Origin of the sequence: Methylobacter tundripaludum (assembly GCF_002934365.1) — a bacterium.
Classification (GTDB): Bacteria; Pseudomonadota; Gammaproteobacteria; order Methylococcales; family Methylomonadaceae; genus Methylobacter_A; species Methylobacter_A tundripaludum_A.
Map to the genome: position 1 here is coordinate 172,579 of NZ_PTIY01000005.1, position 18,547 is coordinate 191,125.

At 50.9% G+C, this 18,547-nt stretch carries 22 protein-coding genes; 2 read left to right on the forward strand and 20 right to left on the reverse strand.

Translation table 11 applies throughout. The features are described from left to right. Positions 1 to 10: 10 nt before the first annotated feature. The 8 genes from B0F88_RS07955 to nrdR form a co-directional block, all read right to left on the reverse strand. Positions 11 to 517 carry a phosphatidylglycerophosphatase A family protein gene (locus B0F88_RS07955; protein ID WP_104423412.1) on the reverse strand — a complete coding sequence of 169 codons (507 nt, stop codon included), beginning with the start codon at positions 515 to 517 and terminating at the stop codon, positions 11 to 13. Continuing rightward, positions 501 to 1,436 (reverse strand): thiamine-phosphate kinase, encoded by a 936-nt coding sequence (thiL, locus tag B0F88_RS07960; protein WP_104423413.1) that lies wholly within the window; start codon positions 1,434 to 1,436, stop codon positions 501 to 503. The genes B0F88_RS07955 and thiL overlap by 17 nt, the downstream gene beginning before the upstream one ends. Positions 1,437 to 1,532: 96 nt before the next feature. Further along, the gene (gene nusB / locus B0F88_RS07965) at positions 1,533 to 1,967 is read right to left on the reverse strand and encodes a transcription antitermination factor NusB (RefSeq protein WP_104423414.1); all 435 of its coding nucleotides are present in this window, start codon (positions 1,965 to 1,967) and stop codon (positions 1,533 to 1,535) included. Beyond that, positions 1,967 to 2,443: a 6,7-dimethyl-8-ribityllumazine synthase gene (gene ribH, locus B0F88_RS07970; RefSeq protein ID WP_104423415.1), complete on the reverse strand. Its 477-nt coding sequence runs from the start codon at positions 2,441 to 2,443 to the stop codon at positions 1,967 to 1,969. Before ribH ends, nusB begins: the two co-directional genes overlap by 1 nt. Positions 2,444 to 2,601: 158 nt before the next feature. After that, complete coding sequence (gene ribBA / locus B0F88_RS07975; protein ID WP_104423416.1) at positions 2,602 to 3,705, reverse strand: bifunctional 3,4-dihydroxy-2-butanone-4-phosphate synthase/GTP cyclohydrolase II; 1,104 nt, start codon at positions 3,703 to 3,705, stop codon at positions 2,602 to 2,604. Positions 3,706 to 3,718: 13 nt separating this feature from the next. After that, positions 3,719 to 4,375: a riboflavin synthase gene (locus B0F88_RS07980; protein ID WP_104423417.1), complete on the reverse strand. Its 657-nt coding sequence runs from the start codon at positions 4,373 to 4,375 to the stop codon at positions 3,719 to 3,721. An 8-nt stretch (positions 4,376 to 4,383) separates the two neighbouring features. Next, positions 4,384 to 5,469 carry a bifunctional diaminohydroxyphosphoribosylaminopyrimidine deaminase/5-amino-6-(5-phosphoribosylamino)uracil reductase RibD gene (gene ribD / locus B0F88_RS07985; RefSeq protein WP_104423418.1) on the reverse strand — a complete coding sequence of 362 codons (1,086 nt, stop codon included), beginning with the start codon at positions 5,467 to 5,469 and terminating at the stop codon, positions 4,384 to 4,386. Further along, complete coding sequence (nrdR, locus tag B0F88_RS07990; protein ID WP_104423419.1) at positions 5,469 to 5,921, reverse strand: transcriptional regulator NrdR; 453 nt, start codon at positions 5,919 to 5,921, stop codon at positions 5,469 to 5,471. Before nrdR ends, ribD begins: the two co-directional genes overlap by 1 nt. A gap of 192 nt (positions 5,922 to 6,113) precedes the next feature. On the opposite strand from nrdR, the gene B0F88_RS07995 reads away from it, so the two are divergent. Both B0F88_RS07995 and grxC read left to right on the forward strand, forming a co-directional pair. Continuing rightward, a complete protein-coding gene (locus tag B0F88_RS07995; protein ID WP_104423420.1) occupies positions 6,114 to 6,764 on the forward strand; it encodes a class II aldolase/adducin family protein in 651 nt (216 codons plus the stop codon). Positions 6,765 to 6,798: 34 nt separating this feature from the next. Then, on the forward strand, positions 6,799 to 7,056 hold the full coding sequence (gene grxC / locus B0F88_RS08000) for a glutaredoxin 3 (protein ID WP_104423421.1): 258 nt from the start codon (positions 6,799 to 6,801) through the stop codon (positions 7,054 to 7,056). A gap of 43 nt (positions 7,057 to 7,099) precedes the next feature. Here the strand turns inward: grxC and B0F88_RS08005 are convergent, their stop codons facing one another. The 12 genes from B0F88_RS08005 to B0F88_RS08060 all read right to left on the reverse strand — a co-directional run bounded on the left by B0F88_RS08005 (position 7,100) and on the right by B0F88_RS08060 (position 18,536). Beyond that, on the reverse strand, positions 7,100 to 8,281 hold the full coding sequence (locus tag B0F88_RS08005; RefSeq protein ID WP_104423422.1) for an O-succinylhomoserine sulfhydrylase: 1,182 nt from the start codon (positions 8,279 to 8,281) through the stop codon (positions 7,100 to 7,102). Positions 8,282 to 8,405: 124 nt separating this feature from the next. Continuing rightward, on the reverse strand, positions 8,406 to 9,914 hold the full coding sequence (gene purF, locus B0F88_RS08010; RefSeq protein ID WP_104423423.1) for an amidophosphoribosyltransferase: 1,509 nt from the start codon (positions 9,912 to 9,914) through the stop codon (positions 8,406 to 8,408). Positions 9,915 to 9,944: 30 nt separating this feature from the next. After that, positions 9,945 to 10,436 carry a CvpA family protein gene (locus tag B0F88_RS08015; protein WP_104423424.1) on the reverse strand — a complete coding sequence of 164 codons (492 nt, stop codon included), beginning with the start codon at positions 10,434 to 10,436 and terminating at the stop codon, positions 9,945 to 9,947. 16 nt (positions 10,437 to 10,452) lie between these two features. Beyond that, entirely contained in the window at positions 10,453 to 11,412 is a 960-nt protein-coding gene (locus tag B0F88_RS08020; RefSeq protein WP_104423425.1) for an SPOR domain-containing protein, read from the reverse strand. Between the two features lie 9 nt (positions 11,413 to 11,421). After that, positions 11,422 to 12,693: a bifunctional tetrahydrofolate synthase/dihydrofolate synthase gene (gene folC, locus B0F88_RS08025; RefSeq protein WP_104423537.1), complete on the reverse strand. Its 1,272-nt coding sequence runs from the start codon at positions 12,691 to 12,693 to the stop codon at positions 11,422 to 11,424. Positions 12,694 to 12,706: 13 nt separating this feature from the next. After that, on the reverse strand, positions 12,707 to 13,654 hold the full coding sequence (accD, locus tag B0F88_RS08030; RefSeq protein ID WP_104423426.1) for an acetyl-CoA carboxylase, carboxyltransferase subunit beta: 948 nt from the start codon (positions 13,652 to 13,654) through the stop codon (positions 12,707 to 12,709). Positions 13,655 to 13,724: 70 nt separating this feature from the next. Beyond that, positions 13,725 to 14,528 carry a tryptophan synthase subunit alpha gene (trpA, locus tag B0F88_RS08035; RefSeq protein WP_104423427.1) on the reverse strand — a complete coding sequence of 268 codons (804 nt, stop codon included), beginning with the start codon at positions 14,526 to 14,528 and terminating at the stop codon, positions 13,725 to 13,727. Continuing rightward, entirely contained in the window at positions 14,525 to 15,727 is a 1,203-nt protein-coding gene (gene trpB, locus B0F88_RS08040) for a tryptophan synthase subunit beta (protein ID WP_104423428.1), read from the reverse strand. The genes trpA and trpB overlap by 4 nt, the downstream gene beginning before the upstream one ends. Further along, entirely contained in the window at positions 15,724 to 16,356 is a 633-nt protein-coding gene (locus B0F88_RS08045) for a phosphoribosylanthranilate isomerase (protein ID WP_104423429.1), read from the reverse strand. The genes trpB and B0F88_RS08045 overlap by 4 nt, the downstream gene beginning before the upstream one ends. Before the next feature lie 124 nt (positions 16,357 to 16,480). Beyond that, positions 16,481 to 17,122: a DUF2231 domain-containing protein gene (locus B0F88_RS08050; protein WP_104423430.1), complete on the reverse strand. Its 642-nt coding sequence runs from the start codon at positions 17,120 to 17,122 to the stop codon at positions 16,481 to 16,483. Positions 17,123 to 17,198: 76 nt separating this feature from the next. Continuing rightward, positions 17,199 to 18,002 (reverse strand): tRNA pseudouridine(38-40) synthase TruA, encoded by an 804-nt coding sequence (gene truA, locus B0F88_RS08055; protein WP_104423431.1) that lies wholly within the window; start codon positions 18,000 to 18,002, stop codon positions 17,199 to 17,201. A gap of 27 nt (positions 18,003 to 18,029) precedes the next feature. Continuing rightward, positions 18,030 to 18,536, reverse strand: coding sequence for a L,D-transpeptidase (locus B0F88_RS08060; protein WP_104423432.1), 507 nt, complete (start codon positions 18,534 to 18,536; stop codon positions 18,030 to 18,032). Between the last annotated feature and the right edge of the window lie 11 nt (positions 18,537 to 18,547).

Sequence of the window (18,547 nt, forward strand, 5' to 3'; positions counted from 1 at the left end):
AAATGCCGACTCAAAAATAGTCTGAAGCTGCCAACAACAAAGCGCCCGCGAACACGCCCGCCAGCACATCGTCCAGCATAATGCCCAAACCGCCGTGAACCTTCCGGTCAATCCACTTAATCGGCCACGGTTTGAGTATGTCGAAGAACCTGAACAGAACAAAACCCAGCAGCATCGCTTGCCAACTGAAGGGAACCAGCCACATCGTTATCAGGTAACCGGCAATCTCGTCCCAAACGACGCCGCCAAAATCATGTTCATCCAGTTTTTTTGCGGCAATGTCGCAAATCCATATCCCGGCAACGGTCACGATCAGCGTCAACAGGCTGTAAACGAACAGATTGGTTTGCGCAAACAGCCAGTAAACCGGAACGGCGGCCAATGTGCCCAAGGTGCCCGGAGCTTTTTTTGCCAGACCGGAGCCGAAGCCGAAGGCCAGAAACAGGATCGGGTCAGACAGGATCTGCCGGGGTGTCAGTTTGTTTTTACCCAGCCGGGTGTTAAGAAAAATGCTCAAAGCCTTTTACCTCTAATGGTTGGATATTGCCTGATTTGTTCAAGCGCAAACCCGGCTTGGCTTCAATGATGCCGATTTTGCTAGCCGCTATAGTTAATTGCTCGGCCTGATCTGGGCTTACGGTAAAGCACAATTCATAGTCGTCACCGGCAGTCAACGGCATAGCCCAATCGCCGGTATTGTTTATGTAGCTGAGCACCGGTTTTGACAACGGCAGCGCTTCCCAATCGATACACGCGCCGACTTGGCTTTGCTCCAGAATATGGCTCAGATCACCGGCCAAGCCGTCCGATAAATCGATGCAGGCATTGGCAACGCCGATTAAGGCCAGCCCCGCTTCGATTTGCGGATCAGGCCGGTTAAACCGGGTTAAAGCGGCGTCGGAATCGGCACAGCGGTACCCCTGTTTTATTTTCAAGCCTAGCCCTGCATCGCCTAAGAAGCCGGTCATATAAATAAAGTCACCGGGCCGGGCCGCTGAACGCCTCAGCGCCCTGCCTTTCGGAACTAGCCCCATAGCCTGAACGGTCAAGGTCAACGGGCCTGAGGTCGTATCGCCACCGATCAAATCCACCGAATGGCGCTCGGCCAGATTTAAAAAACCTTTGGCAAAAGCCGTCAGCCAGTTTTCATCAACCTTAGGCAGGGTTAATGCCAATGTCACGGAAATCGGTTTTGCGCCCATGCCGGCAAGATCGCTCAAATTCACGGCCAACAGTTTATGCCCCAGCAATTCGGGGTCGGCTCCGGCAAAAAAATGCACATTTTCGACCATCGTATCGGTGGTCACGGCCAGCTCATAGCCGTCTGGAATGGACAACAGCGCGCAATCGTCGCCTATGCCCAACAGCGTTGAGGGATTGGCGATACGTTGCTGGGTGAAAAAACGCCGGATTAGGGAAAACTCGGAAAGGGGCATGAGATTAGGCTAAAGGCTAAAGGCTAAAGGCTAAAGGCTAAAGGCTAAAGGCTAAAGGCTAAAGGCTAAAGGCTAAAAGTATAGGCCTTTCCGCCCTCACCTTGCGCCTTTCGCCTTTATTTCCATCGCCCTTTTTTGCTGCGCGACTTTGTCCAGTATGCCGTTGACATACTTGTGGCTGCCGTCGGCGCCAAAATGTTTGGCCAGATTAATGCCTTCATTCAACACAACCCGGTACGGCATATCCAGTCGATGCAACAACTCGTACACGCCGATTCTTAAAATCGCCCTTTCGACCGGGTCTATCGTATCGACAGGACGGTCTACAAATTCCGACAGCACCTGATCAATAGCTTCCAGATTTTTAGGCACACCGTAAAACAACTCGACAAAATAACTTTTCTGAGCGTCTTTCAATCGCTCTTCTTCCAGGAACTGCCGTTCAATCTCGCTAAGACTCTGACCGGCCATCTGCCATTGATACAATGCCTGTACAGCCGCTTTTCGGGCATTGGTTCGAGCTTGACTCATTAGTTTTCCAGATTATTAAATAAATTGACCATTTCAATGGCCGACATGGCCGCTTCCGCGCCTTTATTACCGGCTTTGGTGCCTGCGCGCTCTATCGCCTGCTCAATACTGTCGACGGTTAACACGCCAAAACTGACCGGTACGTCATATTGCAGGGAAACCTGGGCCAAGCCCTTAACGCATTCACCGGCGACATATTCGAAATGCGGCGTACCGCCCCGGATTACTGCGCCTACGGCGATGATCGCATCGTATTTTTTAGTCGCCGCCACGCGTTGCACCACCATCGGCAATTCAAACGCACCGGGAGCCTTGACCAGATGAATATCCGCTTTGTTGGCGCCGTGACGCACCAGCGCATCGATCGCACCGGCTTCCAGTTGTTCAACGATGAAACTGTTAAAGCGGGAGGCTACAATGCAGAATTTTCCGCCTTGAACGAGCAAATTCCCTTCAAAGGTTTTTAGTGTTGACATGATGTTTCTCTACTGTGTGATTAACTGGTAATGTTATTGGAATCGCGTTGTAACAATTAATTGATTCACCACGAAGACACGAAGGGCACGAAGAAAACCAGGGTAAAAACGTTGTGCCCTTCGTGGTATTATTTTTTTAGCCTATAAAGTCAATATCTTCAACCCACATGCTCGGCGACTTCCAAATCAAAGCCTGACAACGCGACATACTTTTTCTGGATGCCTAAAACTTTCAGTTTGCGCACACCCAGGTCGGCCAGAATTCTCGCGCCCGTGCCGGTGGTGCGCCAATCCGCGGCTCCGGCAGCCTGGACGGCGTTAACGATGCCGTTATCTTCCAACTGATAATGATGTATCAGTTCCGCCAGCGACTTGTTATCCTCACTTTGCCTGATAACCACCAGCACTCCGCGCCCTTCCCCGGCTATTTTCTGCATGGCCTCGCGCAATGAAATACTGCAATCGCTGCGTTTGGATGCAAACACGTCATCCAGCAGATTCCGTGCGTGGACCCGGACTAGAACCGGTTCGTCGCCGGAAACCTGGCCCATGACCAGCGCCAAGTGCAGATTATTGTCATTCCTGTCCTGATAGGCATACAACCTGAAATCGCCGAATTCGGTCGGATAAGCGCATTCGCTGATGCGTTCCAGGGTGTTTTCGTGCTGGATACGGTAATGGATCAAATCGGCGATCGTGCCGATTTTAAGGTCGTGCTGCTTGGCGAACACCTCCAGATCAGGGCGCCTTGCCATCGAACCGTCTTCATTGAGTATCTCAACGATAACCGCCGCCGGTTCCACGCCTGCCAATCTGGCTAAATCGCAACCCGCTTCGGTATGCCCGGCACGATTTAATACGCCGCCGGATTGCGCCATTAACGGGAAGATATGCCCCGGCTGCACCAGATCGTCGGCCTTGGCGTCCGCCGCCACGGCGCATTGAATGGTACGCGCCCGGTCGGCTGCTGAAATGCCGGTGGTTACGCCGGTTGCCGCCTCGATAGACACGGTGAAATTGGTGGAATGCGCCGTTTTGTTTTCATTGACCATCAACGGCAAACGCAATTGCTGGCAACGCTCGCCGGTCAAGGTCAAACAAATCAGGCCGCGGCCGTAACGCGCCATAAAGTTAACATCTTCAGGGCGCGTGAATGAAGCCGCCATAACCAGATCGCCTTCGTTTTCACGGTCTTCATCATCCATAATGATGACCATTTTGCCTAAGCGTAAATCTTCTATAATTTCTTCGATAGTATTCATTTTACCCTTGGGCTCAACCTAAAAAACCGCTTTTTTGCAATAATTCTTCCGTGATGCCGCTGTGGCTTCTGGCCGCCGCATCACCCTTGATTAACCGCTCCAGATAACGAGCCAACAAATCCACTTCCAGGTTGACTTTGGTTCCGACCACCGCGTCACCCAACGTCGTCTCCTTGAGCGTATGCGGCACGATGTTAACGCTAAACACGGCGCCGTCGACTTCATTGACAGTCAGGCTGATGCCGTTGATGCAGATAGAGCCTTTTTCGGCAATATATTTGGCCAAGTTGTCAGGCGCTTTAAATTTGAAGCGGAAAGAACGCCCGTCCGCCCGCTTTTCCGTCACTGCGCCGATGCCGTCGACATGGCCGCTGACGATATGCCCGCCCAACCGGGTTGACGGAGTCAAGGCCAGTTCCAGATTGACCGGGGTGCCGACTGCCGCGGCATTTAATGTGGTTCTGGACAGGGTTTCATTGGAGACATCCGCGCAAAAATAATCTGCGCCCAGTTCCACTGCGGTCAGGCACACGCCGTTGACGGCAATACTGTCGCCCAGCGCGACATCATGCAACGGTAATTTTCCGGTCGCTACGGTCAATCTGCAATCGCCGGCTTTCTGCTCGATTACCGATATTTTGCCCACTGCCAAGATAATGCCTGTAAACATTGCTGCCCCTACAATGGTGTATAAGTTAATTTTAAATCCTGTCCGATCTGCCTGACATCGCGCAATTTCAACTGCTCTTTGTCGGCCATCTGCTGCAAACCCGGCAGGTTAAACAATCCGCGCCCTTGGTCGCCTAAAATACAGGGGGCCATATAAATGACATATTCATCGACCAAGCCTTCAGCCAGCAACGCGCCGTTAAGCACGAAACCCGCCTCAACAAGCAACTCGTTGATTTGCTGCCGGCCTAAAAAATCCATCACCGCATGTAAATCCAACCGCCCGTTTTTTCCCGGCAGTCGATAGACTTCAAAACCCGCCTGCTGCAATGTCTGTTGTTTTTGTTGGTCCTCTGCACAGGTCAAAATCAGGCTGCGTCCCGGAAGCTTAACCATCTGCGCGGTAACAGGCATGTTTAGCTCAGTGTCCAAAACGACTCGGATCGGTTGCAAGACGTCTACATCGACACGCGCATTCAACGCCGGATCGTCAGCCAGCACGGTGCCGATGCCGGTCAAGATCGCCGAACTTTCCGCTCTTAGCCGATGCACATCGGCTCTGGCCTCGGCCCCGGTAATCCATTTGCTTTCGCCCGACGCCATCGCGGTGCGTCCATCCAGACTCATTGCCAGCTTGCTGCGCACAAACGGGCGATTTTGGGTCATGCGCTTGATGAAACCGCGATTCAACGCCATCGCGTCTTCCTGCAACACGCCGCAGGATACTTCAATCCCCGCAGCTTTAAGCTTTTCCAGCCCGCTGCCCGATACCTGCGGATTCGGGTCCTGCATGGCCGCAACAACCCGAGCGATTCCGGCTTTTATCAACGCATCGCAACACGGCGGCGTCCTGCCCTGATGGCTGCAAGGTTCCAGCGTCACATAGGCGGTCGCGCCCTTGGCATCCGGCACATTTTTTAACGCTTCGATTTCCGCATGGCCTTGGCCCGCTTTAACATGCCAGCCCGCCCCGATCACCGTATCGTCCCTGACTAAAACACAACCTACGCGGGGATTAGGATCGGTCGTATAGCGGCCTTTTTTCGCCAAGGAAATGGCTTGCGCCATATAGAAAGCATCGTGCGGCGCCGTCATTATTTCTTCTGCAAATGTTCGATCATATCGGTGAATTCACTGACATCCTGAAAACTGCGATAAACCGAGGCAAAGCGCACAAAAGCGACATGATCGAGCAAACTGAGTTCCTTCATGACTTGCTCGCCCAACTCCTGCGCCGGTATTTCCCGCTCACCCTTTGCCATCAAATCCTTTTTTATCCGATTGATCGCGGCTTCGATGTCATCGCTGCCTACCGGCCGCTTTTCCAGCGCCCTGAGCATGCCCGCACGCAGTTTATTTTCCTCGAAAGGTTCGCTTATGCCGTTGCGTTTAACAATTCGGGGCAATGTTAACTCGGCCACTTCATGCGTCGTAAAGCGCTCCTTACAGGCGTTGCATTCGCGTCGGCGGCGAACCTGATCGCCTTCATGCGCCAATCTGGAATCGAGAACCCGCGTATCTTGCGCCCCACAAAACGGACATCGCATAGTTAAGCCACTGTTTTATATAGACCGATGACCACCATGAATGGAGGAAATGCCGTCGGCTGCAAGAAGCAGCCCAGGAAAATCGGTCGTCAAATTTGAAAACCGCTAATTTTATAACACTCTGCATTTTATCTGTATTTTATTTTCTAAACTATAATGTCCGCTCAACCACACCGCTCAAGGCAAAGCTAAATGAAAGAACAAGAAGGCGTCATCAAATATCAGTTAAATCATACGCAACAACCGATTGATCCTTTATTCCCATTAACCGAAATCAACGCGTGGCGGACTATCGCAGTCCGGCTTGAACTGATTGGACAAGTCCCGGATCGATACGACAACATCGGCTTCGGCAATATCAGCCAAAGAATCGATCCGCACAGCAACCAATTTATCGTCAGCGGAACTCAAACCGGACATATCGAGCAACTCAGCCGGGAACATTATTGTCTTATCGTCAAAGCGGAACCGCACCGGAACCGGATTGAATCCTGCGGCTTGTGCAAGCCCTCTTCAGAGTCACTGACCCATGCCAGCGTTTACGCCCAGGACAATGCCATTCAAGCCATCATCCACGCACACAGTCCCGACATCTGGAAACATACCATAGCGCTTGGACTGCCCCACACGACTGCCGACGTTCCCTACGGTACGGTAGAAATGGCGGCGGCTGTTGAACACTTATTCCAATCCGGCAAGCTGTCGCACACTTCAATATTTACCATGCTGGGGCATGAAGACGGCGTTGTCGCTTTCGGCAGAAACATGCAGGAAGCGGCTTGGGAACTGATTAAACACTTATCGCTGGCTATCAGCATTGAACAACAATCGCTTAACCGATAAAATGCAAAGCTTTATCAGCAACTGTTAATGAAATATGCCGGAAATACTGATCTACACCACCAATATTTGCCCTTACTGCATGATGGCTAAACGCCTGCTCGACAAAAAGGGCGCTCACTACACGGAAATTAATGTGGATGCCGAACCCGGTTTAAGAGAAGAAATGATGCTTAAAACCAAGCGCCGGACGGTTCCCCAAATTTATATCGGCGATTACCATGTCGGCGGCTTTGACGAGCTGCATGCGCTGGATCAACAAAAGAAACTGGATGATTTGCTGAAAACGGCATAAATGTAGCGGCAACGGTCGGGCATAAACCGCATGCCCGACAGGCTTACAACCCCCTTAAAATATCCTTTTTAATATCCTCAACATTTTCCAATCCTACGGAAATTCTTATCAAACCATCCTTAATACCGGCCGCCGCTCTGACTTCCGGCGTTAATCGGCCATGCGTGGTGGTTGCAGGATGGGTGATCGTAGTTTTAACATCGCCCAGATTTGCGGTAATCGACAGCATTTCTGTCGCATCGATCAGCTTCCAGGCGTGATCCTTACCGCCAGTCAATTCAAAACTGACTACGCCGCCGAAATAACTTTGCTGACGCTTGGCCAATTCGTGCTGGGCATGCGATGCCAAACCGGGATAATGAACCTTGGCGACTCCGGCCTGTTGTTCGAGCCAAAGAGCCAACTCAAAGGCGTTGTCGCAATGCGCTTTCATCCTGACCGCCAACGTTTCCAATCCGGACAAGAACACCCAGGCGTTAAAAGGACTCATCGTCGAACCGCCGGTGCGCAGATAGGGGTAAATATACTTTTCTATAATCTCTTCACTGGCGACAACGGCGCCGCCGACACAACGTCCCTGCCCGTCTATATACTTGGTTGCCGAATGGACAACAATGTCCGCGCCCAGTTCCAGAGGCTTTTGCAACACCGGAGTGCAAAAACAATTGTCCACGATCAGTAGGCAGCCGTGTTTATGGGCTATGTCGGCAAGCACCGAAATATCGGCAATTTCAGTCAACGGATTGGACGGCGTTTCCAAAAACAAGAACCGGGTATTCGGCTTAATCGCCGCCTCCCAGGCCGATGCATCGATCAAATCGACAAAATCGGTCTCAACGCCGAATTTGCCGAAATAATTCTGGAACATCAATACGGTATTGCCGAACACGCCGCGCGAACAGACCACGTGATCACCGGCTTTGAGCAGCCCCATGCCGACCGCCATGATGGCCGCCATGCCCGAGGAGAATGCCAGGCAGCGTTCGCCTTTCTCCATTAACGCCAGTCTTTCCTGAAACGCGCTGACCGTCGGGTTGGTAAAACGGGAGTAAATATTGCCCGGCTTCTGGCCGGTAAAGCGCAAAGCGGCCTCTTCGGCGCTCTTAAACACATAACTTGATGTGGCGAAAATCGGAATGCTGTGCTCATCTTCATGAGTACGTTGATGCCCGGCCCTGATCGCCTGGGTTTCCAGAGAATAGTCGTTCCAGTTAATGTCTTTCATTTGTCTTTAAACGTATTTATTTGTTAAAAAGATCAGGCAAAAGGCTAAGGACGAAAGGCAAAAAATAGGCGCCAATCCGGCCGATCTTTGCCTTTCGCCCTTCGCCTTTAGTCTTGCTTGCTCCTCAATCGCCGTTTTGCATGCCGATGATGAAATTTTCCGAGTTTTTTTCTGCTTGCGCACTGTCATTACGCAAAGCCTCGGTACGCTCCAGATACGCATCGTCAATATCACCGGTGATATATTCCTTACTAAAGCAGGAGGTATCGAAGTGCTTGATGCTCTGATTGCCTTTGCGAACCGCATCGATCAAGTCGCCCAACTCCTGATAAATAACCCGGTCTGCGCCTATTGCCTCGCAGACTTCATCTTCTGTACGGTCATGGGCGATCAATTCATGCGCGGCCGGCATATCAATGCCGTACACATTCGGATAACGCACCGGCGGCGCAGCGGAAGCAAAGTATACCTTTTTAGCGCCCGCATCCCTGGCCATCTGGATAATCTGCGCAGACGTAGTGCCTCTGACGATTGAGTCATCAACCAGTAATACATTCTTGCCTTCAAACTCCAGGCTGATGGCGTTTAATTTTTGCCTGACCGATTTCTCCCTCATTTTCTGGCCCGGCATGATAAACGTCCGGCCGATATAACGGTTTTTTATGAAGCCCTCACGGTACTTTACGCCCAGCAGGTTTGCCATCTGCAAAGCCGCTGTCCTGCTCGTGTCTGGAATCGGGATAACGACGTCAATATCATGATCCGGCCAGTCTCTTTGCACTTTTTTGGCCAACTTCTCGCCCATACGCAACCGCGCCTTGTAAACCGAAATACGGTCAATGATTGAATCCGGTCTGGCAAAATAGACATACTCGAAAATACAGGGGCAATGATCTATCTTGTCGGCGCATTGCTTGGTGTGCAATACACCTGATTCTTCAATAAATACCGCTTCGCCAGGCTCAAGATCCCTGATCAGATCAAAGCCCAACACGTCCAGCGCAACACTCTCGGAGGCTATCATGAATTCCGAACCCTGCTCGGATTTTCTTTCCCCAAACACGATGGGTCGGATACCGTTAGGATCCCTAAAACCTAAAATCCCGAATCCTGCAATCATAATTACAACAGCATAAGCCCCGCGACAACGGCGATGCACGCCGGAAACCGCCTGGAAAACATCGTCCACGCTTAACTGCAATTTACCCAAACTCTGCAATTCGTGAGCAAAAGCATTCAACAAAACTTCAGAGTCCGAATCGGTGTTGATATGTCGTTGATCTTCTACGAACAGCGCTTTTTTCAGCTCTTCGGTATTGGTCAAATTACCGTTATGGGCAAGGGTCAAACCAAAAGGGGAATTCACATAGAAAGGCTGCGCTTCCGCGGAACTGGTGCAACCGGCCGTTGGATACCGGACATGAGCGATACCCATATTGCCTTTCAATCTCAACATCTGAGCATTGGTAAAAACATCACGGGTCAAGCCGTTTTCCTTGCGCAAATGCAGCCTGCCGGCCTCGCAGGTCACAATGCCCGCGGCATCCTGACCTCTATGTTGCAACACGGTCAGAGCATCATATAACTCCTGATTAACAGCTTGATGTGAAACGATAGCGGCAATACCACACATTATTTTTTAACCTGCATTGTTTTATAGAAATTAGCGATAACTGATGAATTCCGCCATACCTGACGGAATATGATCTCGCAACCAGACGGCGAGCAACTGAAAAGGCGGAATCAGTTTTGATTCTGTCCACCATGAGTCTTTGGGCAGGGACGTCAGTCCCGCCAGTAAAACAACGATTGTAACGACAATCATGCCGCGAACAACGCCAAAAATCATCCCACCGAAACGATCCATGAAGGTTAATCCGGTGTCTTTAGCCAATACACTCAATAGAAAACCGATTAAACCGCCAAGGCCAAGCGTGATTGCAAATAACGCCAAAAAAGATGCTGTCATCTTGGCAAGCGGGTGATTGATGGTCGAGTCAAGAAAACCGGAAAACTCACGACTAAACCTCAAGCTCACCCAAATGGCCAGTACCCAGAAGACCAATGAAAAAAACTCCCTGATAAATCCGCGCCGCAGCCCCATTACAAGGGAAATAAAAACAAGCCCGATAAGCGTAAAATCTATCCAGATCATGCTTTCATTGCCCGCATCACTCGGATATCAAAATTGCCTTTATGTTTTGCTTATCCAGTCTTAACTTCATTGCCGCGGCCTTTTTCCCGTCAAGCTCAGGACCTACCCGAAGACGATATGCGGTTCCCTTATCTGTTTCAATGGTATCCAGCGAGGCAGGCACGCCTTGTTCACGCAAGCTGTCCCAAAGAGACATTGCATTTTCTTTTTTACTAAAACTGCCGAGCTGAATATACCATCGCACCAATTTTGCATTCGTTTTAGGGGCCGCTTCCGGCTTTTTCGCTTCCGCGACAGCGGCGGCAATGCTCTTTGCATTACTAGGCGTCTTAACGGCCGGTGGTGGCGTGGCTTCAGCCGGAGTTCCGCTGGTTTTGACTGCTGGCGGTGCAATTTCAGGTTTTTTAACCGTTACCGGCTTTACCGGCTCTACGGCTTTTTTAACCTTTGCAGCCGCCTCTTTAACCGCCGTTTCTGCGCGAATATCTCTGACTTGCGCCTTGGAGGCTATGCTGTTGTCTTCTACAGGACGTAAGCGAGGAGCTGCGGCTTCTGCCGATACCGGAGTCTGTTTTTGACGTTGCTTCGGCAGATTGCCTTCAGGTTCGACGGTTTCTTCCGCATTGGTATAACCTTCGGATTCGGCATATAAAGACTCGCCGGAACGCCCCTGCTCCGCTTGACCGGCTTCGGGCTCTTCCGTCACCTCTTCCGCAGCTCCGGTGCTTTCAAGAGTATCGCCCGCAGTTTCGGTGGATAAAGGCTCCGGGTCCGGCAACTTTAAAACCTGATCGGCGCCGGCCGGTAATTTTGCAGCCGTATCGGCGCCTGAACCACCTGAAGCCGGAATACTCAATTCGCTTACTACCTGCCCACTGTTATCGACAGGATCATCGAACAGCATCGGGATAAAAATAGCGCATAAGGCCGTAACAACGACGGCGCCAATCAAACGTTGTTTTAATTCATGATCCATTTCGTCTACTCACTTATTCTCAAATTCAACCAAGCACTCAGATACCAAAAAGAAAGATCCAAAAACCAGTAACAGATCACCTTCATTCGACTGATTTTTTGCGGCCGCAAAGGCTTCAGTGAAATCGGCAAAACCAAAAGAAACTCTGGACACGGAACTTTGCGAAAAAACTTCACGCATAACCGATTCCGTAGCCGCTCTGGGATTCGCCAACGGCGCGAAAAACCAGTCGTAAACCACTGGATTCATAATTTCAAGCACACCGGCGATGTCCTTGTCTTTCATCATAGAAAAAACAGCATGGATGCGTCTGCCGGGAAATACAGCGGTCACATAGTCAGCCAATGTTCTGACTGCCTGGGGATTATGCCCCACATCCAGCAGCACGGGGATTTCGCCGTCAATCAGCTGAAATCGTCCGGCTAAATGGACATTTGCCAGTCCCTGCCTGATTGATGTTTCGGTGACCGGCAAAACCCCGGCCATCTTGGTCAACGCAAAAACAACCGCCGATGCATTACGATATTGATGCTCGCCTTTTAAACCCGGATCGGGTAATTGTAGCATTTGCCGGTCGGCAGAAAACCAATCCCATCCTGTCGTCTGCTTTTTATAAGTAAAATCCTTACCGATACAATACAGCAAGGCATGCTGCTCAATAGCGCTCTGTATCAATGATTCGGGAGGGGAGGGATCGCCTGTGACGGCCGGGGTTTCCGCCCGGAAAATACCTGCCTTTTCCCGGCCTATCGCTTCCCGTGTACCTCCCAGCCACTCAACATGGTCAATACAGATGCTGGTCACCAATGCCACGTCGGGGTCGACGATATTGACTGCATCCAGTCGTCCGCCGAGGCCCACTTCCAATAATTGAACATCGACGCCGGCACGGTGGAATATGTCCAACGCAGCCAATGTACCAAATTCGAAATAGCTTAACGAGGTATCGCCCCTTACCGATTCTATTCGGGCAAATGCCTCGCAAATCCGGTCATCCGAAACAGGTTTGCCGCCTATTTTTATTCGTTCATTATATTTCAGAATATGCGGCGATGTGTAAGCGCCTACCCGATAGCCCTGCGCAGTATAAATGGCCTCAAGATAAGCGACAGATGAGCCCTTGCCGTTGGTTCCGGCTACGGTAAGGGTCGGTGGTTTGACATAATCAGGGTTTAGTGCATGAAAAACTTGCGCCGCCCGCTCCAAGCCCAAATCAATTACTAAAGGATGTAAGCTTTCCTGCCATTTCAGCCAACCCTGTAGCGAATCAAAATGTATCATTAACCGATATTTGTCAGTCTTCCTGATCCGGCTGATGGCCGGCATCATCCGCTTCAGCAATTACTTCCAGATCTGTATCCGCAGCGGCGCGTTGGGCAATAGCGTCTCTACCGGCCATCAGTATCGCCAAAATAGCGGCTATTTTGTCGCGCATTTCACGCCTGTCGATAATCATATCGATAGCGCCATGCTCCTGTAAAAACTCGCTGCGCTGGAAGCCTTCCGGCAGTTTCTCACGGACGGTTTGCTCTATGACTCTGGGGCCTGCAAAGCCGATCAAGGCATTGGGTTCGGCAACATTAATGTCGCCCAGCATGGCTAAACTGGCTGAAACGCCGCCCATGGTCGGGTCGGTCATAAACGAAATATACGGCAGTCCCGCCTCGGACAACTTGGTTAACGCCGCGCTGGTTTTCGCCATCTGGAACAATGAAAACAACGACTCCTGCATACGCGCGCCACCACTGGCCGTAAACACAATAAACGGTACGCCCAATTCCAGGCTTTTGTTGATGCCGCGAACAAATTTTTCACCGACCACCGAACCCATCGACCCGCCCATAAAACCGAAATCGAACGCAGCTGCAACAATATCCCGGCCCTTTAACTGACCTTTCATGACCACCAGCGCATCGTTTTCTTTAGTCTGTTTTTGCGCCTGTGTAACACGGTCTTTATATTTCTTGCTATCTTTGAATCTCAACGGATCGACGGGCTTAACATTTTTTCCGATCTCTTCATGGCCGCCCTCGTCCAAAAACATATTCAATCGCGTTCTGGCCGAAATGCGCATGTGATGCTCGCATTTTGGACAAACACTGAAATTTCTTTCCAGTTCCGTATTGTAAAGAATCGCATTACAGCTAGGGCACTTATTCCACAATCCTTCGGGTACGGCGCCTTTTTTATTCGACCCTTCCGTTCTAATTGTTGAAGGGATTAACTTTTCAAACCAACTCATTCATATGCCCCATTGTGTTGCTGTTGCCTGATGGACTTTCTTGCGTCAGCCCATCCTACTTATCTATTCTCTAGTTATCCATTGCCTGGCGCATGGCGACCAATAACTCGACTATTTCGTTTTTAGCGCGTTCCGGCTCATCCAGATTGGCTTCAATTTTGCTGATCAGAGCGCTGCCAATGACTACACCGTCACCTAAGCCTGCAACCGTCTTTGCCGTTTGTGCATCTTTGACGCCAAAACCGATGGCCACAGGCAAGCGGGTATTGGCCCTGATTCGATTGAGCTTGGCTTCGACATCCGCAGTATTCAGATGTCCGGCGCCGGTTACGCCTTTCAGCGAAACATAATAAATATAACCGCTGCCGGCAGTGTCCATTTTCTTAATACGCTCATCACTGCTGTTGGGCGCCAATAGAAAAATCGGATCAATGTCACGCGCTTTCAGCAAGGCAACGCATTCTTCCGCTTCTTCCGGCGGCAAATCGACGGTTAAAACACCATCAATCTCGGCGCGTTGGGCGGCATTGGCAAAATCTTCGTAACCCATAGCTTCGATAGGATTCACGTAACCCATCAGCACCACCGGCGTATGTTGATTGGTTTTCCGAAATTCCGCCGCGATCGCCAATGTCCGCCGTAAGCTCATTTTATGTTCTAAAGCGCGCTCACTGGCCCGCTGAATAACCGGGCCGTCCACCATAGGATCGGAAAACGGCACGCCCAATTCGATAATATCAACGCCGGCTTCGACCATTGCATGCATCATCGGCAAGGTAAAACCGGGTCTCGGATCGCCAGCGGTAATAAACGGGATTAACGCCTTGCGGCCTGTTTTGGATAATGCTTCAAATGTAGCGGCTAATCGGCTCACAGTTCTATCCCCTCGCGTTGCGCCATCGTTTGCATGTCTTTATCGCCGCGACCGGACAGGCAGACAATGATAATGTCGTCTTTGCTCATAGTCGGCGCAAGCTTCATCGTGTAAGCCATCGCATGGCTGGATTCCAACGCTGGAATAATGCCTTCCATCCGGGTCAATGAATGAAAACCTTCCAACGCCTCATTGTCGGTAATATTGACATACTCGGCCCTACCGGTATCTTTCAGCCAGGCGTGTTCAGGGCCTACGCCCGGATAATCGAGACCCGCTGAAATGGAGTGCGTTTCGATGATTTCACCATCGTCATCTTCCATCAGGTAAGTCCGGTTGCCATGCAGCACGCCGGGACGGCCAGCGCATAAAGGCGCGGAATGCCGGCCTGTTTCAATGCCGTCGCCGGCTGCTTCGACACCGATCATTTTTACCGAACGGTCGTCGATAAACGGGTAAAACAAACCGATGGCGTTCGATCCGCCGCCAACGCAGGCAACCAGCGCATCCGGCAAGCGCCCGGCTTGGTCCAGGCATTGCTGTCTGGCTTCGCGACCGATGATGGCCTGAAAATCCCTGACCATTGCTGGATAAGGATGCGGGCCCGCAACCGTACCGATGATATAAAAGGTGTTGTCGACATTGGTCACCCAATCCCTGAGCGCCTCGTTCAACGCATCTTTTAAGGTTTTTGAACCGGACTCAACGGCGACAACTTTCGCACCCAGCAACTTCATCCGGTACACATTTAAAGACTGCCGCGCAACATCGACGGCGCCCATGTAAACCACGCATTCCAGGCCCAGCCTTGCTGCAACCGTCGCCGTCGCCACGCCATGCTGACCGGCTCCGGTTTCGGCAATAATCCGTGTCTTTCCCATGCGTTTGGCCAACAAAGCTTGACCGATCGTATTGTTTATTTTATGTGCGCCGGTATGATTCAAATCTTCGCGCTTTAAATAAATCTGCGCACCGCCAAGCTCCCGGCTCCAGCGTTCGGCATGATATAAAGGCGAAGGCCTGCCCACATAGTATTTTAAATCGGCATCCAGTTCCGCAATAAACTCAGGATCGTTTAAATACTGCTGATAAGCGGCATTCAATTCTTGAATCGGCGGTATCAATGTTTCGCCGACGAACATTCCGCCATAAGGGCCGAAGTGCCCTCTCTCATCGGGCATATTATATTTTTCTGTCATATTATTATTCTGTCACCCTCGTTAACTTCACGTATGAATGCCGCCATTTTTAGCGCATCCTTAACACCTTTTTCCGCTTCCACACCGCTGCTGACATCCAGCGCATAAGGTCTTACTGTCTGCACCGCTTGCCTGGCGTTGTTCTCGTCCAAACCTCCCGCCAGCACGATAGGCAAGGCGCAATGCTCAGGAATTTTGTTCCAGTCAAACCGACTGCCGGTACCGCCTTTTGCTCCCGGATCATAAGCATCCAGCAGCAGCCCTGCCGCATCATGATATTGCCGGGCCAAGCTTGGAATATCGATGCCGTCCTGCATTCTCACCGCCTTCATATAACGCTTGCCGTAAAGCCTGCAAGCTTCAGCGGGTTCATCGCCATGAAACTGCAAACAATCTATCGGCACTTGGTCCAAAACCTCATTTATCCGCGACTCTTGCTCATCGACAAACAAAGCGACGACCGAAACAAACGCGGGCAAGGCATTAACAATTTTAACAGCCTGACCAATATCGACATGTCTCGGGCTTAGCGGGTAAAACACCAGACCGATAGCATCCACGCCTAACCGAGCCGCACAAACAGCATCTTCAACGCGGGTAAAGCCGCAAATTTTAACGCGAGTTCGCATAAAGTGGTATGAGAATTTAACAAAAAAGAGTTAGCCGCCTAGAATACCATAAAATGGCATGATGATTTTGTCTGTAATCACAACAAGGGTTAAGTAATAAAAATCATGGGTTCTGTATGCCGGCTTAATGCTCGTGCTCATGATCGTGACTATGTTCATGATCGTGTTCATGGAAATCAGCCGCAGGAACTTGCAGCGACTTAACCGCCACACCGTATTTATAAACCATCAAGCCGCCCAAATCGGCGCCCAGCATCATTAATCCACAGAGCAACGCCGCCAATATCAGGAAAAAACTGTTAGCTCCGCCCTGAATGATTCCGCCGCTTTTCATGCGCCAAGCCGACAATAGAACCGCCAAAGAAAGTACGGATACGCCTAAATGTTCGTGCCGCTCCATAATGGCGTGAACATTCTCCCCATGCGGGACAGAACCTGCGGCAATGAAACCGGCGATAACCGTAAATACCGAGGCTACTGCCCCCAAATACAGCAGCCAGCCGGCGACATTACGGCATTGCGGTTTTTTAGCCAGCGTACCGAACAGATCCAAAACGAAAAATGTCGATAAAAATGCAATCGGGAAATGTACCAGCAAGGGATGAATATTATCCATGCTGGAAATGCCGGGCATTAATGCCGGAAAAACACCTGGCGAATCGTGGGCTGTAAGCCCCTCAAAAAAAGCCAACAGACCTGCAACGCTGTCAGCAATGCCGCCATGATCGCCTCCGCCGTGAACCTGAAAAGATAAAAAATTATTCATATCGACATCACTATATATTTGTAAAAAAGACAATCTACTCGATATTCAGGCAATTGCAAATAAGCAATGCCATGCCTTAATCATGTCGCCTGGCGTCGGCCGGCAGCTTATCAAACACCGGATGTTTGACGATGCCATAATGATCAGGATAATAAACCGCACCCAGGTACAATCCGTCAGGAGGCGCCGTAACGCCGCCCAGTTTGCGGCTTTTAATCTCGAGCAGCTCTTGGGTCCAGTTTAGCGGCTGCTTTCCGGCGCCTATATCGATCAATACCCCGGCAATATTTCTGACCATGTGATGTAAAAAAGCGTTGGCGGAAATATCGATAATGACCTTATCGTCCTCCCGGTACACATCGATAAAATACATCTCCCGGCAAGGGCTTTTGGACTGGCAACCTTGCGCCCTGAACGAGGAAAAATCATGCTTGCCGATCAGATGTTGCGCCGCCAGATGCATCTTATCGGCATCCAGCGGATTGTGGTGCCAAGTCACCTGATTGCGTAGTAGCGCCGATTTGATCGGGCGGTTTAGAATGACATAGCGATAAAAACGCGCAATGGCGCTATACCTGGCGTGGAAATCACCGATCGCCTGTTTTACCCAAGTGATTCTGACATCATCCGGCAGATTACTGTTGCCGCCCAGCATCCAGGCGTGGAGTTCGCGCTCTGTTTTCGCGTCAAAATGCACAACCTGCTCAAGCGCATGCACACCGGTATCGGTTCTTCCCGCGCACTGCACGGTAACTGGATGATTGGCGACTCTCGACAGAGCCTGCTCAAGCACCTGCTGGACACTGCGCTGATGGGTTTGCCATTGCCAGCCTGAGAAACCGCTGCCGTCGTATTCGATGCCTAAGACAATACGCGTCATTCAAGCACCTTTACGCTTACAAAAAAATTACTCATGAATATAAACCTTAACCCCGGCCTCGACCCGGTTAAACAAATCCAGCACATCCGCATTGTTCATCCGAATGCAGCCATGCGATTCGGGACGGCCGTTGATTAAATGATCGGGGCAACCGTGGATATAAATATATCGCCAAGCGGTATCGACGTTGCCGTAACGGTTCTTGCCCGGCTCCAGGCCGCCCAGCCATAAGATTCGGGTTAACATCCAGTCGCGTTGCGGGTGCTGCTCGCCCAGATCGGCGCTGTAAATTTCACCCGTGGGGCGTCTGCCGACAAAAACCGAATTTAACGGCTGCCCTGCACCAATCTTGGCCCTGATTTTATGCCAGCCGGTGGGCGTACATTCACTGCCCATCAATTCGCCCGCGCCTTTTTTTGCCGTGGAAACGGGATAATGCACCACCCTGTTTCCATCCGCATAGACAGTCAGCTGCTGACCGGCAATGCAAATATCCAGATAATTCTCCGTATCGCCCACCCCATTCTTTTTCATTGGCGCCCCCC